Annotated in this window: 14 protein-coding genes and 1 pseudogene; 6 read left to right on the forward strand and 9 right to left on the reverse strand. The window is 65.6% G+C overall.

Going from position 1 to position 14,257, the window contains the following annotated elements:
• Positions 1 to 17: 17 nt before the first annotated feature.
• A pseudogene (gene intI1 / locus ACWGKS_RS27245) lies at positions 18 to 614 on the reverse strand (class 1 integron integrase IntI1); the annotation flags it as partial.
• A gap of 101 nt (positions 615 to 715) precedes the next feature.
• On the opposite strand from intI1, the gene sul1 reads away from it, so the two are divergent.
• From sul1 to ACWGKS_RS27270, 5 genes are all read left to right on the forward strand, one after another.
• A complete protein-coding gene (gene sul1 / locus ACWGKS_RS27250; protein WP_000946487.1) occupies positions 716 to 1,567 on the forward strand; it encodes a sulfonamide-resistant dihydropteroate synthase Sul1 in 852 nt (283 codons plus the stop codon).
• A gap of 127 nt (positions 1,568 to 1,694) precedes the next feature.
• Positions 1,695 to 2,195 (forward strand): GNAT family N-acetyltransferase, encoded by a 501-nt coding sequence (locus ACWGKS_RS27255; RefSeq protein WP_000376623.1) that lies wholly within the window; start codon positions 1,695 to 1,697, stop codon positions 2,193 to 2,195.
• A 168-nt stretch (positions 2,196 to 2,363) separates the two neighbouring features.
• Positions 2,364 to 3,128 (forward strand): IS6-like element IS6100 family transposase, encoded by a 765-nt coding sequence (locus ACWGKS_RS27260; protein ID WP_001389365.1) that lies wholly within the window; start codon positions 2,364 to 2,366, stop codon positions 3,126 to 3,128.
• Positions 3,129 to 3,187: 59 nt separating this feature from the next.
• On the forward strand, positions 3,188 to 3,322 hold the full coding sequence (locus tag ACWGKS_RS27265; RefSeq protein ID WP_452524578.1) for a hypothetical protein: 135 nt from the start codon (positions 3,188 to 3,190) through the stop codon (positions 3,320 to 3,322).
• Between the two features lie 252 nt (positions 3,323 to 3,574).
• Complete coding sequence (locus ACWGKS_RS27270; protein ID WP_452524580.1) at positions 3,575 to 4,219, forward strand: recombinase family protein; 645 nt, start codon at positions 3,575 to 3,577, stop codon at positions 4,217 to 4,219.
• Between the two features lie 123 nt (positions 4,220 to 4,342).
• Here ACWGKS_RS27270 and ACWGKS_RS27275 read toward each other — a convergent pair whose 3' ends face one another.
• Both ACWGKS_RS27275 and ACWGKS_RS27280 read right to left on the reverse strand, forming a co-directional pair.
• A complete protein-coding gene (locus ACWGKS_RS27275) occupies positions 4,343 to 4,945 on the reverse strand; it encodes a TetR/AcrR family transcriptional regulator (RefSeq protein ID WP_452524582.1) in 603 nt (200 codons plus the stop codon).
• Between the two features lie 10 nt (positions 4,946 to 4,955).
• Positions 4,956 to 6,176 carry an FAD-dependent monooxygenase gene (locus ACWGKS_RS27280; RefSeq protein WP_452524584.1) on the reverse strand — a complete coding sequence of 407 codons (1,221 nt, stop codon included), beginning with the start codon at positions 6,174 to 6,176 and terminating at the stop codon, positions 4,956 to 4,958.
• 178 nt (positions 6,177 to 6,354) lie between these two features.
• Here ACWGKS_RS27280 and ACWGKS_RS27285 point away from each other — a divergent pair, with 178 nt between their 5' ends.
• A complete protein-coding gene (locus ACWGKS_RS27285) occupies positions 6,355 to 7,053 on the forward strand; it encodes a tyrosine-type recombinase/integrase (RefSeq protein ID WP_452524586.1) in 699 nt (232 codons plus the stop codon).
• A gap of 12 nt (positions 7,054 to 7,065) precedes the next feature.
• On the opposite strand, the gene ACWGKS_RS27290 is transcribed toward ACWGKS_RS27285, so the two are convergent.
• The 6 genes from ACWGKS_RS27290 to ACWGKS_RS27315 form a co-directional block, all read right to left on the reverse strand.
• Positions 7,066 to 7,704 carry an FAD-dependent monooxygenase gene (locus tag ACWGKS_RS27290; protein WP_452524588.1) on the reverse strand — a complete coding sequence of 213 codons (639 nt, stop codon included), beginning with the start codon at positions 7,702 to 7,704 and terminating at the stop codon, positions 7,066 to 7,068.
• A gap of 440 nt (positions 7,705 to 8,144) precedes the next feature.
• Positions 8,145 to 8,354 carry a hypothetical protein gene (locus ACWGKS_RS27295; protein WP_452524590.1) on the reverse strand — a complete coding sequence of 70 codons (210 nt, stop codon included), beginning with the start codon at positions 8,352 to 8,354 and terminating at the stop codon, positions 8,145 to 8,147.
• A 251-nt stretch (positions 8,355 to 8,605) separates the two neighbouring features.
• Positions 8,606 to 9,313 carry a ParA family protein gene (locus tag ACWGKS_RS27300; RefSeq protein ID WP_452524592.1) on the reverse strand — a complete coding sequence of 236 codons (708 nt, stop codon included), beginning with the start codon at positions 9,311 to 9,313 and terminating at the stop codon, positions 8,606 to 8,608.
• A 231-nt stretch (positions 9,314 to 9,544) separates the two neighbouring features.
• Entirely contained in the window at positions 9,545 to 11,023 is a 1,479-nt protein-coding gene (locus ACWGKS_RS27305) for a UvrD-helicase domain-containing protein (RefSeq protein WP_452524594.1), read from the reverse strand.
• A gap of 611 nt (positions 11,024 to 11,634) precedes the next feature.
• On the reverse strand, positions 11,635 to 12,243 hold the full coding sequence (locus ACWGKS_RS27310) for a hypothetical protein (protein WP_452524596.1): 609 nt from the start codon (positions 12,241 to 12,243) through the stop codon (positions 11,635 to 11,637).
• A gap of 264 nt (positions 12,244 to 12,507) precedes the next feature.
• Positions 12,508 to 13,974, reverse strand: coding sequence for a hypothetical protein (locus ACWGKS_RS27315; protein WP_452524598.1), 1,467 nt, complete (start codon positions 13,972 to 13,974; stop codon positions 12,508 to 12,510).
• Between the last annotated feature and the right edge of the window lie 283 nt (positions 13,975 to 14,257).

Below are 14,257 nucleotides of genomic sequence, written 5' to 3' on the forward strand. Positions count from 1 at the left end.
AATCTTTGCAACAGAGCCCACCATGCCCGTGCACGCGACAGCTGCTCGCGCAGGCTGGGTGCCAAGCTCTCGGGTAACATCAAGGCCCGATCCTTGGAGCCCTTGCCCTCCCGCACGATGATCGTGCCGTGATCGAAATCCAGATCCTTGACCCGCAGTTGCAAACCCTCACTGATCCGCATGCCCGTTCCATACAGAAGCTGGGCGAACAAACGATGCTCGCCTTCCAGAAAACCGAGGATGCGAACCACTTCATCCGGGGTCAGCACCACCGGCAAGCGCCGCGACGGCCGAGGTCTTCCGATCTCCTGAAGCCAGGGCAGATCCGTGCACAGCACCTTGCCGTAGAAGAACAGCAAGGCCGCCAATGCCTGACGATGCGTGGAGACCGAAACCTTGCGCTCGTTCGCCAGCCAGGACAGAAATGCCTCGACTTCGCTGCTGCCCAAGGTTGCCGGGTGACGCACACCGTGGAAACGGATGAAGGCACGAACCCAGTGGACATAAGCCTGTTCGGTTCGTAAGCTATAATGCAAGTAGCGTATGCGCTCACGCAACTGGTCCAGAACCTTGACCGAACGCAGCGGTGGTAACGGCGCAGTGGCGGTTTTCATGGCTTGTTATGACTGTTTTTTTGTACAGTCTATGCCTCGGGCATCCAAGCAGCAAGCGCGTTACGCCGTGGGTCGATGTTTGATGTTATGGAGCAGCAACGATGTTACGCAGCAGGGTGACGGTGTTCGGCATTCTGAATCTCACCGAGGACTCCTTCTTCGATGAGAGCCGGCGGCTAGACCCCGCCGGCGCTGTCACCGCGGCGATCGAAATGCTGCGAGTCGGATCAGACGTCGTGGATGTCGGACCGGCCGCCAGCCATCCGGACGCGAGGCCTGTATCGCCGGCCGATGAGATCAGACGTATTGCGCCGCTCTTAGACGCCCTGTCCGATCAGATGCACCGTGTTTCAATCGACAGCTTCCAACCGGAAACCCAGCGCTATGCGCTCAAGCGCGGCGTGGGCTACCTGAACGATATCCAAGGATTTCCTGACCCTGCGCTCTATCCCGATATTGCTGAGGCGGACTGCAGGCTGGTGGTTATGCACTCAGCGCAGCGGGATGGCATCGCCACCCGCACCGGTCACCTTCGACCCGAAGACGCGCTCGACGAGATTGTGCGGTTCTTCGAGGCGCGGGTTTCCGCCTTGCGACGGAGCGGGGTCGCTGCCGACCGGCTCATCCTCGATCCGGGGATGGGATTTTTCTTGAGCCCCGCACCGGAAACATCGCTGCACGTGCTGTCGAACCTTCAAAAGCTGAAGTCGGCGTTGGGGCTTCCGCTATTGGTCTCGGTGTCGCGGAAATCCTTCTTGGGCGCCACCGTTGGCCTTCCTGTAAAGGATCTGGGTCCAGCGAGCCTTGCGGCGGAACTTCACGCGATCGGCAATGGCGCTGACTACGTCCGCACCCACGCGCCTGGAGATCTGCGAAGCGCAATCACCTTCTCGGAAACCCTCGCGAAATTTCGCAGTCGCGACGCCAGAGACCGAGGGTTAGATCATGCCTAGCATTCACCTTCCGGCCGCCCGCTAGCGGACCCTGGTCAGGTTCCGCGAAGGTGGGCGCAGACATGCTGGGCTCGTCAGGATCAAACTGCACTATGAGGCGGCGGTTCATACCGCGCCAGGGGAGCGAATGGACAGCGAGGAGCCTCCGAACGTTCGGGTCGCCTGCTCGGGTGATATCGACGAGGTTGTGCGGCTGATGCACGACGCTGCGGCGTGGATGTCCGCCAAGGGAACGCCCGCCTGGGACGTCGCGCGGATCGACCGGACATTCGCGGAGACCTTCGTCCTGAGATCCGAGCTCCTAGTCGCGAGTTGCAGCGACGGCATCGTCGGCTGTTGCACCTTGTCGGCCGAGGATCCCGAGTTCTGGCCCGACGCCCTCAAGGGGGAGGCCGCATATCTGCACAAGCTCGCGGTGCGACGGACACATGCGGGCCGGGGTGTCAGCTCCGCGCTGATCGAGGCTTGCCGCCATGCCGCGCGAACGCAGGGGTGCGCCAAGCTGCGGCTCGACTGCCACCCGAACCTGCGTGGCCTATACGAGCGGCTCGGATTCACCCACGTCGACACTTTCAATCCCGGCTGGGATCCAACCTTCATCGCAGAACGCCTAGAACTCGAAATCTAACGTCCGTTCGGGCATCGAGGTCCATGTCGGGGTGGGACGGGCCCGTGGCTTCAAGATCACTTGCAGTCCGACCGCGATGTCTTGGTTGCGCGAGAGGTTGTCGATATGGCTCTGTTGCAAAAATCGTGAAGCTTGAGCATGCTTGGCGGAGATTGGACGGACGGAACGATGACGGATTTCAAGTGGCGCCATTTCCAGGGTGATGTGATCCTGTGGGCGGTGCGCTGGTATTGTCGCTATCCGATCAGCTATCGCGACCTTGAGGAAATGCTGGCGGAACGCGGCATTTCGGTCGACCATACGACGATCTATCGCTGGGTCCAGTGCTACGCCCCGGAGATGGAGAAGCGGCTGCGCTGGTTCTGGCGGCGTGGCTTTGATCCGAGCTGGCGCCTGGATGAAACCTACGTCAAGGTGCGGGGCAAGTGGACCTACCTGTACCGGGCAGTCGACAAGCGGGGCGACACGATCGATTTCTACCTGTCGCCGACCCGCAGCGCCAAGGCAGCGAAGCGGTTCCTGGGCAAGGCCCTGCGAGGCCTGAAGCACTGGGAAAAGCCTGCCACGCTCAATACCGACAAAGCGCCGAGCTATGGTGCAGCGATCACCGAATTGAAGCGCGAAGGAAAGCTGGACCGGGAGACGGCCCACCGGCAGGTGAAGTATCTCAATAACGTGATCGAGGCCGATCACGGAAAGCTCAAGATACTGATCAAGCCGGTGCGCGGTTTCAAATCGATCCCCACGGCCTATGCCACGATCAAGGGATTCGAAGTCATGCGAGCCCTGCGCAAAGGACAGGCTCGCCCCTGGTGCCTGCAGCCCGGCATCAGGGGCGAGGTGCGCCTTGTGGAGAGAGCTTTTGGCATTGGGCCCTCGGCGCTGACGGAGGCCATGGGCATGCTCAACCACCATTTCGCAGCAGCCGCCTGATCGGCGCAGAGCGACAGCCTACCTCTGACTGCCGCCAATCTTTGCAACAGAGCCCGCAGATGTGCGAGTCCACCGAGGACGCCATGCACCGGGCCAACCCGAAGCTGCGCTTCGACCTGGCCGACAGCGCGTACATGTACTGCTACCACTGCGACCATGCGATCGACTTCTCCTTGGGGACGGAGGGTTGGTGAACACGACGGCACCCGAGAAGTGGAGGCGACCATGGGCCCGCAGGATCCGAGGAACTTTGGCGGTAGCCCTCTCCGTGACTCTCGTGACTGAGCGCGCACCCCTGCGAGTGTCCATCTAACGATCGTTTGTTGGACAGGCGGCCCGAACGGCCACGGAGGACGCCGAACAGAGCCTGGGAGTGTCGGAAAAACGTGTTGAGAAATCCGACTGTCCAACAACACGGACGAGACCATTTTTCATACACTCCAGGGATGGACACCACCCTTGCGCTTCCCGACGACCCCCTCGCCCCGGCTCCGGTGTCCGGCGGCGGTGCGCTGGTCGGCTATGCCCGCGTCTCCACCCGGGACCAGAAGCTCGACCGCCAGCTCCGCGCCCTGGAGGCCGCCGGGTGCGCCAAGGTGTTCGCTGACAAGAACTCCGGGAAGAACGCCCAGCGCCCCGAGCTGAAAGCCTGCCTGGCCTACCTACGCCCCGGCGACACGCTCGTCGTGCCCTCCCTGGACCGGCTCGCCCGCTCCCTGGCCGACCTCATCACCCTGGTGGGCGACCTGCGCCGCGCCGGGGTCGGCTTCCGGTCCCTGCACGAGGCCCTGGACACCACCACCCCCGGTGGCAGGCTCGTGTTCCACGTCTTCGCCGCCCTGGCCGAGTTCATCCGCGAACTCATCGTGGAGGGGACCAAGGAGGGTCTGGAGGCCGCTCGCGCCGCCGGCACCCGCCTGGGCCGACCCCCGGCGATGACCTCGGAGCAGGTCCGTCACGCCCGCGACCTGCTCACCCGTCCTGAGAACTCGGTGGCCTCCATCGCCCGCCTGCTCGGGGTCAGCAGGTCGACGCTGTACAAGCACGTGCCGGAGCTGTCCAAGGGTCGGGCCGCGATCCAAGCCAAGTAGCCACCGACGGGTGTTCTGTCCTGTCGCCGGGCTGTTGGGGGCGCACTGGCTGCGTGCCCCGTGCCGGCCCACCCGGTTCGCCCTGCCGTGGCCTTGGCCGCCCAGGCCAAGGCCACGGCAGGGTCAGCGGGGTTCGAGGGACGCCGAGAGCAACTCCTGCACAGCGGGCAGGACCTCCTCGACCCGCGCCCCACGACTGGCCATCCGGTCGGCCCCGGCGCGCACGATGCCGCTGAGCAGGTGTGTGGTCATCGGGATGTCCGCCAGCGGACGGAAGGAGCCCTCGGTGACGCCGTCGGTCAGGACCTTCTCCACCGCGGCGGCCACCTGGGAGAAGGGGCCGTCGGGGTGTTCGAGGACCTCCTGGGGCACACTGTCGGGGGGCGAGTGCAGCATCAGCCGGAGCGCGGGGGTCGCGAACGAGTGCATCAGTGCGGCCACGATGTCGGCCAGGCGCTGCGGGGCGGGCCCTGGCCCCGCGGCGATCCGATCGATGCGCTCCAGGACGTCACGGCTGGCGCGCTGGGCGGCCTGGGCCACCAGGGAGGATTTGTCCTTGGCGTAGTTGTAGATCGTGTTGCGTGCGATCCCGGCCCGGGCAGCCACGTGCGCGAGGTTGAACCCCTCGTACCCCTGCTCGGCCAACAGGGCGCCCAGCGCCTCGGTCAGGTCGTCCCAGACCTGTTCGTGGTGGGCCTGGAACGTGGCCCCCTTGATACGTGCCATGGGCCCAGTATCACCGGCCCGCAGGAGTGTCGGCCCCGGGCTGTGCGGTGTTCGCGGTGGGACCGGCCCCGCTCATGCGCGACTTCAGCCGCCCGATCGCGCCGACGGTTGCCAGGACCAGGGCGCGCAGGCGTTCGGCCACCGGCCCCGAAGGCACGAACAGCTGCTGCATGATCCGGGCGCGGCGCTGGTGGCGGGTGATGAAGGGGCGCATGCCCTTCTCCCAGTCGGCCAGGGCGGCGTGCAGGTCGTCGGGGTGGGCCGCCAGGGCCTTGCCCAGGTCCGCGCCGCCGCGCATGGCCGCAGTGGAGCCCATCCCCGAGTACAGGTTCAGGCACCAGGCGGCGTCCCCGACCAGGACCACCCGTCCCGAGCGCCAAGTGGGCATCTTGACCTGGTTGACCGAGTCGAACAGGAAGTCGGGGGCCCGGCCGAGCTGGTCCAGCGCGTGGGTCAGGGCGGGGTGGTCCATGCCCGCGTACACCTCGCGCAGGGTCTCCAGGGCAGGTCGGGTGAACTGCGCGTCGACGTCCTTGGTGCGGTAGGTCAGCAGCACGGTGGGAGGGCGGTCGGCGAACCCGAAGACCCAGGCCGCCCGGCGGGAGCGGGCGTTGATGATGCCGTCCTGGGGCCCGTACCCGGGGACCTGCCGGTCGAGCTCGAAGGCACAGATGATGGCCTGCCACTGGTCCAGGTAGTCCCGGTGCGGGCCGAAGGCCAGCTCGCGCGTGCTGGAGCGCATCCCGTCGGCGCCCACGACCAGGTCGTACTCCTCGACCGTCTGGGCGCCGGTGGCCGCCTCCTCGAGCGTCACCTTCGCCCTGTGCGGGGTCTGGGTGATGGCGACCGGGCGAGTGTCGAACCGCACCTGGACGCCCCCGAGCTCCTGCAGCGTGCGCCACAGGCCCTCCTCGATGTCCCCGCGCAGGACCGCATAGGGGCCGCCGGGCTGGTCGAGGAACCCGGCGCCGGGTGTGGCCCGGCCCGAGGGGCCCACGCTCCAGTCCCTGCCGGCGGTGGGGTTGCGCACGTGCAGGTGCGGAGTCATGCCCAGGTCCTGGGCGGCCTGTTTGCCGTCGGGGAAGATCCCGACGAAGTACCCGCCCGTGCGGCGCTCGGGCGCGCGTTCCACGATCACGGGCTCCCACCCGGCCCTGCGCAGACCGATCGCCGCCGAGATCCCCGCGATGCCCAGTCCCACCACGAGCGCGCGCTTGTCCTGCTGTGTCATCGGGACACCCCTCCAAAAGTTGCGACAATCTGTCGCAACTTCAAGTTACGACGTTTTGTCGCAACTTTGGCGCGAGGGGTGGGTGTCCTGCGTCACGTGTTGGGTCGGGGCTGGGGCCGAGCCCAAGACCGTACTCAGAAGGGTTCCTGGCCGCCCTGGAAGCTACTCAGCGGTTACATTGCGGCTCGCCGTAGCTTCGGGAGAAGCAGGCCTGGTCGCCCTGGACCACTTCTTCACCCACCTCGGCCTCGGCCCGGCCAACGTCGGCCGCGACGAGCCCGAGCCCATCGCTCCGCGGGCGCTCACCCCGCGCGAGCAGAAGCGGTTCCTGCGCGCGGTGGAACAACGCCCCCTGGCCCGCGACCGGGCCATCGGCCGCCTGCTGTTCTACTCCGGGCTGCGGGTGAGCGAACTGGTCGCCCTGGACACCGACGACGTGCCGCTCTCGGCCCGCAAGGGCAAGGTGATCGTGCGCGCGGGCAAGAACGACGACGCGCGCACTGTGCCGCTCACCGACGCCTCGGCGCGCGAGGCGGTGGCCGCCTGGAAACGCGAGCGCGCCTCCTGGCCCAGCGCCGAGTCGGGCGCGCTGTTCCTGAACCGGCGCGGCGGCAGGTTGAGCGACCGGTCGGTGAACCTGCTCCTGGACGAGATCGCCACCGACGCCGACGTGGTCGACGAGGACGGCCACCCGGCGCTCTCCGCGCACGTGCTACGGCATACCTTCGGCACCAACCTGGCCCGCAGCAGCAAGGTCGACCTGGTCACCGTCGGCCAGCTGATGGGCCACAAGCGGTTGGAGACCACCCGCCGCTACACCCTGCCCACCACCGCCGACCTCGAAGCCGCGGTCGGCAACCTCCCCGCCGACGAGTGACCCGGTGAGCCCTTAGCGCGGGTTTTCGTTCCGATGTTCCTCAACCCCCGGCCCGTACCCGGGGACCTGCCGGTCGAGCTCGAAGGCACAGATGATGGCCTGCCACTGGTCCAGGTAGTCCCGGTGCGGGCCGAAGGCCAGCTCGCGCGTGCTGGAGCGCATCCCGTCGGCGCCCACGACCAGGTCGTACTCCTCGACCGTCTGGGCGCCGGTGGCCGCCTCCTCGAGCGTCACCTTCGCCCTGTGCGGGGTCTGGGTGATGGCGACCGGGCGAGTGTCGAACCGCACCTGGACGCCCCCGAGCTCCTGCAGCGTGCGCCACAGGCCCTCCTCGATGTCCCCGCGCAGGACCGCATAGGGGCCGCCGGGCTGGTCGAGGAACCCGGCGCCGGGTGTGGCCCGGCCCGAGGGGCCCACGCTCCAGTCCCTGCCGGCGGTGGGGTTGCGCACGTGCAGGTGCGGAGTCATGCCCAGGTCCTGGGCGGCCTGTTTGCCGTCGGGGAAGATCCCGACGAAGTACCCGCCCGTGCGGCGCTCGGGCGCGCGTTCCACGATCACGGGCTCCCACCCGGCCCTGCGCAGACCGATCGCCGCCGAGATCCCCGCGATGCCCAGTCCCACCACGAGCGCGCGCTTGTCCTGCTGTGTCATCGGGACACCCCTCCAAAAGTTGCGACAATCTGTCGCAACTTCAAGTTACGACGTTTTGTCGCAACTTTGGCGCGAGGGGTGGGTGTCCTGCGTCACGTGTTGGGTCGGGGCTGGGGCCGAGCCCAAGACCGTACTCAGAAGGGTTCCTGGCCGCCCTGGAAGCTACTCAGCGGTTACATTGCGGCTCGCCGTAGCTTCGGGAGAAGCAGGCCGTGAAGACGATCAAGAAGATCTTGGATAGAGCTCAGGAGGCGCTGCGACGTTGGGACCGGTTGGCTCACGTGATCGATGCGGTCGCACGATTCGTTCTGCACCTAGCCCAGGCTCTAGGCCTGATCTGAGAAAGGCCCTGGCGGGGACGTCCCCGCCAGGGCCTTTGCGTGTCTACAGGTACACCTATACACCGCTACACCGGTGTATAGGTGTACCTGGATGCCGGTTCAACGGCGGGGGCGACCAGGCTTACCTGTGCCCTTCACCGGGCGAGACAGCAGCTTCTCCACCACCTGTTCCGCGGACATGCGCTTCTTGAGCTCCTGCAACGCCAACCGGATGGTCGGACTGGTCACGGACCGCTCCCGCCGCGCGACAGCAGCCGCCTCGATCTCCCAGAGCCAGTCCATCAGCTCCTGGTCGAGGTAGGCCTCCACGGACGGGGTGCGTTTGGCCCGAGTGGCATCGCTGCGCCCACGCTCAGGAACACGTGCCTCGCTCCGCGTGGGGGGAGCCTGTTTCTCGGGCGCAGGAGGCGGGGCGGTCTGGGGATCGCGAGTGGGCTCTGTCTCGGCCCCGGACTCGGGGACAGGCTTCGTCTCCGTTTCGGGCTGTTCCGAGCGCGGGTGCTTGGGCGGCGGGGGCTGACGCCGTTTGCGTCGCTGGTTCAAGTCATTCAGCCCATTACTCATGCCCCCACCACCTCCGCGACCGCGGCGATCTCATCGGCGAAGTCCTGGCCCTGCTTGGTGACGGGCGGGGCACTGACCGCCATACGACGGGTACGTCGAGGCATCCACACGTAGTGCGAGATCGGAGGCCCCACAGGCACGTTCGCCTCCTCGGTGATCCTGCGGAGCCGGTCGATGTCTCGAGCCGGGGGCACAGGCGGAACCCGGGAGGGGATCACCATGAGCGGGTAGTCCGCGAGCTGTTGCACCATCCCCTCCAGCGCTTCGTGTTCCTTCTCCCCGAACGGGGCCGGCACCAGGATCCGGTGCGCGGCCGCCATCGCTCCCAAGGTCGAGGGGCTTCCGCCGGGATGAGTGTCCACGACCAGGTCTCGACCCCACTCCTTGGCCCAACGCTCCAGCAGAGCCGCCATCGTGTCCGCGTCGGGCTGGGTCTCCACGAAATCCTCGTGGCAGGGGACCAGGTCGGCCTTGCGTGTGCCCTTGAGTGGGCGGGGGGTGCGGCCGGCCTCGATCGCGTCCAGCAGCGGCGCGGTGACGCGCTCCTCGGTCCGATAGCCCCAGGCCCGGGTGGCGTTACCGCGGTCCCAGTCCAGATCGACCAGGATCGCGCCCATGACGTAGGCCAGCTCGCTGGCCAAGGTGGTCTTACCGACGCCGCCCTTGTAGCTGGCGACCGCATAGATCTTCGGGTCATCACTCATGGTCGCGAGTATCTCTCATACACCGGCTCTCCGGTGGGCGGGCCCACCGGAGAACGATTACACCGGTGTATCGGTTACCCGGTGGGTCGGTGGGCGGGTATGCCTGTTGATCTGGGAAAAGGTGCATGTTTCGGCGCCGATCCCCTATCTGGTTTGCAGATACACCGGTGTATCTGCAAACCAGTACACCGATAAGCCAGTGCATCAGCACATCGGCTTACCTGTGCGGCGTCACGTCTGGGGGAGCCGACCGTCAGGGTGTTCGTCGATCCAGGACAACCCGCCCACGTCCAGACGATGCCGGGCCCGGGTCACCGCCACATAGGCCAAACGGGCCTCGGCGGCGTCGATCTCGCCCCAGTAGAGCTGACCGTCGTCGCCCTCTTCGTCTTCAGGCTCGGTCTCGATGAAGTCGGCTCCGATACGCACATTGGCCCACTCCCGGCCCTTGGCCTTGTGCGCGGTCGATACGACGATCTCGGCCGCACGCTCCTCGGACAGGCGAGAGAGCGCGCCCAAAAGGACATCGGTGCCGTGTTCGTCGACCAACTCGACCAGTGGCAACAGGTCACGACCGGCCGGGTCGTACTCGGCGTAGTCCTGCAGGTCGCCCCAGGACTCGAACAGCATCAGCTCCCGGTGCCAACTGCGCTTGCCTTCCTTCAGGGCCTGGGCCGCGGTGGCGATTTTGGCCAGGGCGTCGCCGCCACCGACCAACGCCACCCTCTTGCCCGTCTCGAGCAGGGCCATGACCTCTGACATCGCACCGAAGTTGGTCCGGCACAGGATCGCGTCGGGGCGCTCCACCTTTTCTAGTTCGCTCACCAGGGCCGGGTTTCCGGTTAGACGGATGGGCGCGTCGACGATGTTCAGCCACCGGTTGGCCTCTCGCGCGAGAGCGGCACCGAAGCGAAATGACTGCGACAGACCCAGCCGGGTGCCGTTGAAGTCGGACATGACGTCGCGGGCACCTCGCCACCCGTAGATCGCCTGTGCCGAGTCACCGACCATGACGAGCTGGGCGTGGCCGCGTTGGTCGTTGAAGACCTTCTCGACCACCGCGTTGGTGTCCTGGGCCTCGTCCAGGAGGAGGAAGTCGGTGGGCAACTTGGGGTCGGTGAGCGCCCACATCTTCAGGTAGTGGTCGTGGCCGAACCGGACGACGCCTTCGTGGGGGTTCTGTAGGTCGGCCCAGGCCTTGCGGGCGTAGGGCAAGACGACGTCGATGAGTTGAGCGTGCAGGTGATCGGCCTCCAGACCACGCAGGCGGGGAACGTGTTGCGGCAGGATCTCCCGGTCAGAGGACTGGCAGTAGCGGGTCACCGTGTGCAGCGCCGTGGAGGACAAGGCCTTGTTGGTGACCTTGCGTTCGCCGATGTACACCACCATGTTGGCCGTGATTCCCAGCTCAGCCCCGACCTTCCAACTCGGCGTCCGGGCTGTGTCCATGCGTCTGGAGTAGCGGTGGCCGATCGCCTTGTAGGCCAGACCGTGCGCGGTGCGGCACTCGACACTGGAGGGGAACGCGCGACGGGCGGCCTGGGCGATGGAGCGGTTGAACGCCATGTACAGGCCGTCGCGCGGTGTGCTGGAGGCCAGCATCGTCAATGTGGTGGTCTTGCCCGTCCCAGCTCCGGCTTGGAGAACGAGGTGGTCTCCGCGGCGGAAGGCGGCTGTGGCGGCTTCTTGCTCAGGGGTGGGGGCAGGCACAGATGCTCCTTGTTCAGGGGGAGGCAGCTTCATAGCGCATCAGGATGATGACACTCAGGTATGCCTCTGAGGTGCTGAATGACCTGATGTGGCCTTTTCGTCGTTGCGCCCTCGCTCGAGAAGAAGCAGCTCCCCCACGACACGCCTCCTGTCGGAATTCAGTTTTTAAATCCTTTATGGAAATGCCCATAGGGAATCCGGAAAGGAATATAGTTACTTCGTTGGAAAGGGGCTTCCAACGTGGTTATAGATGGGTGTCACTGCACTCAAGGAAGGCGTTAATATGCTCATGTGCCCATGGTTATTGGGTTCTCATCGAGCATGATTGGGGTCTTCCTATGCCTGAAAAGCGTCGGCGTAGCATCGCGCTCTTCCTCGCGTCGATCTCCTTGTCATCACTGGTCAAGTGGGCTGCAGGCAAGGTGATCGAGTGGGTTGTCAGCGATAGGTAGCGGCTCCCAGGGCCCAGTTCCCCCAATTGGCGACCAGGTGAGCTCTAGTAACTCATCGGGTCGCCGATTATTTTTCGGGGATGCCCCGGAAGTGACTATGTTCCTCCCCGGGTTTCCAATATGCTCCCGGCGCATGCTGGGATCTACTTCAGAGCTTCATCATGCTGGCACCCACCCCTGGAAGGTCCACGCGGTGCGGGTGTCCTCGGATTCGGGGGCGTAGTGCGCCCGCCAGTCGACTCCCTCCTGCATCGACAGGTGGTCAGGGTAGGAACCGTCCTCGATCATCAGCAGAGCACCGACGTCGTCCAGGTCGAGGTCGTACACCGACTCGCAGTCGATCTCCAGGGTCTCGCCGTCCCAGGCCGGGTGACCGCCGGAGAGTTCAACGGTCACGGTCTTCTTGGGCCGGCCAGGTCGGGCGTTGCGGATCGCGCCGGGCCACCTCTCCCGGGCGGCCTGACGGGAGATGCCCACCGCTGCCCCCAGATCGGTGTAGGTGACGGCCGGGTTCGCTCCCAGATGGCGTGCTCGCTGCGCCATGTTGGCGGCCAGGGCGATGCGCAGGGCCTCGGCCCCGGTGAGCATCATGATGAGGTCGGCGCGGGCCGCGTGCGGGTGAGCGTTCAGTGCCTCTTCGGCGGTGGGGAACGCCACGTCGTCGTCCAGGGCGTGCGCGATGCGGCGCACCAGCAGGTCGATGTCGCCCTCGATGTCGGTGCGGACGTCCTCGTCTTCGATGTCGGACAGGGTCGGGCGGTCGGACACGGGTTCTCCTAGGGTCACCCGACGGAGGTTCCGCCGGTAATGACAAGCCTAGATGTCATTAGGGAGATTGACAGGCGTTCCTGTCATTTTTTCCATCCGGCCCTGACCCCCGATAAGTCAATGTTCTCGGAAGCCAAGGGCTTTGGCGAGACGTGGCGTCTCGCTGGGTGGGCATGAAAAAACCGGCCCGGGCAACGGATGGTTGCCCGGGCCGGTCTCGGTCTCTACCTTACGGCTCGCCGTAGCTTCGGGAGAAGCAGGCCGTTAGGGAAGCCCCTTCTCCTCGTGCCAGACCTTAAGCTGCGCGGCAATCTTCGTGTCCTTATGGAGCTTGTCAGGAGTACCGGTGAAGTCTCGGACATGCTCAAGCAGGACGCGATCCTCCCGCTCGGTGAGCTTGGGGGCCACGAGCTTCACCAACTCGCCCCACTTTTCTTGGTGCAGCGGGAGTCCCAGCTTCGGGGTGATCAAGGTGAAGGCGAAGGACCGGAGCGCGTATGCGGCTTGCGATCCATCGAACCGCTTAATGAGCTCGATGTAGTACGGCTCGGCGTTCCAGGCGACGCCGTAGCCGTTCGTCAGAAAAACGTTCACGAGCGTGGCAACGTAGGGGGCTGTAAGGAGCTTGGGAACCTCGCCGTGGCGGCCAACGACGTCGCGAAGGCGCCGCGCGACCGGCGGCTCCTCGTAGAAATTGTTGCGCGATGCTTGGTGTGCCCGCATGAGGTCGTCCAGCGCCTCCTGGATCTCCACGAGCCGATCGGACTCGGGAAGGTAGGCGGCTCCGCCGTCGACCAACTCCAGAAGCTCCTTGGCCCGGTCGGCCCGGTCCTTGTCCGCGTTAGCTCGGAAGCGTGCGAGCTTGACCCCGAGTTCGCGACGAGTGTCCTCGCTGATGAACGACCAGAGCTCGGGCCAGAGTAGACGGACGTTGTCCAAGACATGGGGGTCTGCGGTGGGCGGGGTGTAAATGCCGAAGAACCCATTAGCCAGGTTGTTGGCCTGGTCTTGCGGGAGGTCGCTGAAGAAGGTGGCTGCGTTCTTCAGTTCGGCCTCGGCGAGCGCCGCAGCCTTGACGTTGTGGAGGAGTCTTCCTATCTCCGCGACGACAGGCCGAGTCTTTAGCTGCATGACCTCTCGGATGCAGGTCTGCAGCCAGTCGGCGAGCTTCAGGCCGGTCAGCTTCTCCACGTTGGGATGCGCGGCACTCGCGTGGTTCCGCATGTAGTTGATGTGGGTCAGCTGCTGGTGAGCGACGTCGCTGAGGAGCTGGATCTTCTTGGCCGCGTCTAGCAGCGCGGCGTCGTTGATCTTGGAGAGGTCATCGCGGGTCTGAAGGGCCGCCCGTCGGGCGGGGTCGGCTTCGGCGAGGTCGAAGAAGTAGGCCACGTCAAAGTCCGCCACCCGGTCCCGCAGCTGGGTGATCGTCTCATCCCAGAGGTAACTCAGGGCGGCGTCGAACAGGCCGGCGGCTCCGGCGAGGATCATCTTGGAGATGTAGGGGGACGTCGCTAGCTGATTGGCGTCGAGCTCGTGAAGGATGTCGGGGGTGTTCTTGATTAGAACGTGGCGGTCGCCGGCGCTGACGATGATGTTGTTGGTCGGCAGGCCCCACTCGTCGAGCACCGAGAACATAAACTCTTCGAACGCCACCAGATCAGTGCGTGCGGCAGTTACCAGATCCTTCCGCTCGATGGGTGCAGGCAGGTTCTGCTGGTCGTCAGAGCTCACGGAATCCCCTTCGTGGGTTGAGGTGACTCTCTGCGGGGTTATTCGCGGCAGTAACTGGAGCGCGCTTCCCCGGCGAGGCCCTTCGATGGTATTCCGGGGGCCGACAAGATACGCCGGGAAGGGGCAACGAGGTCGTCCGTTGCCCCTTCCCGGCGTATCTTGTCGCCCCCCCAAGCGGGCATGAGAAAGCCTTAAGAATGGGTGTGTGGTCCAAGGGGGCCGGGTGAGGCTGATGAGAAGGTGCCGCCCATGGCTTCGCGGGGCATAGCCGCCCGGCTCCCTG

This window comes from Nocardiopsis sp. NPDC055879 (assembly GCF_053615935.1).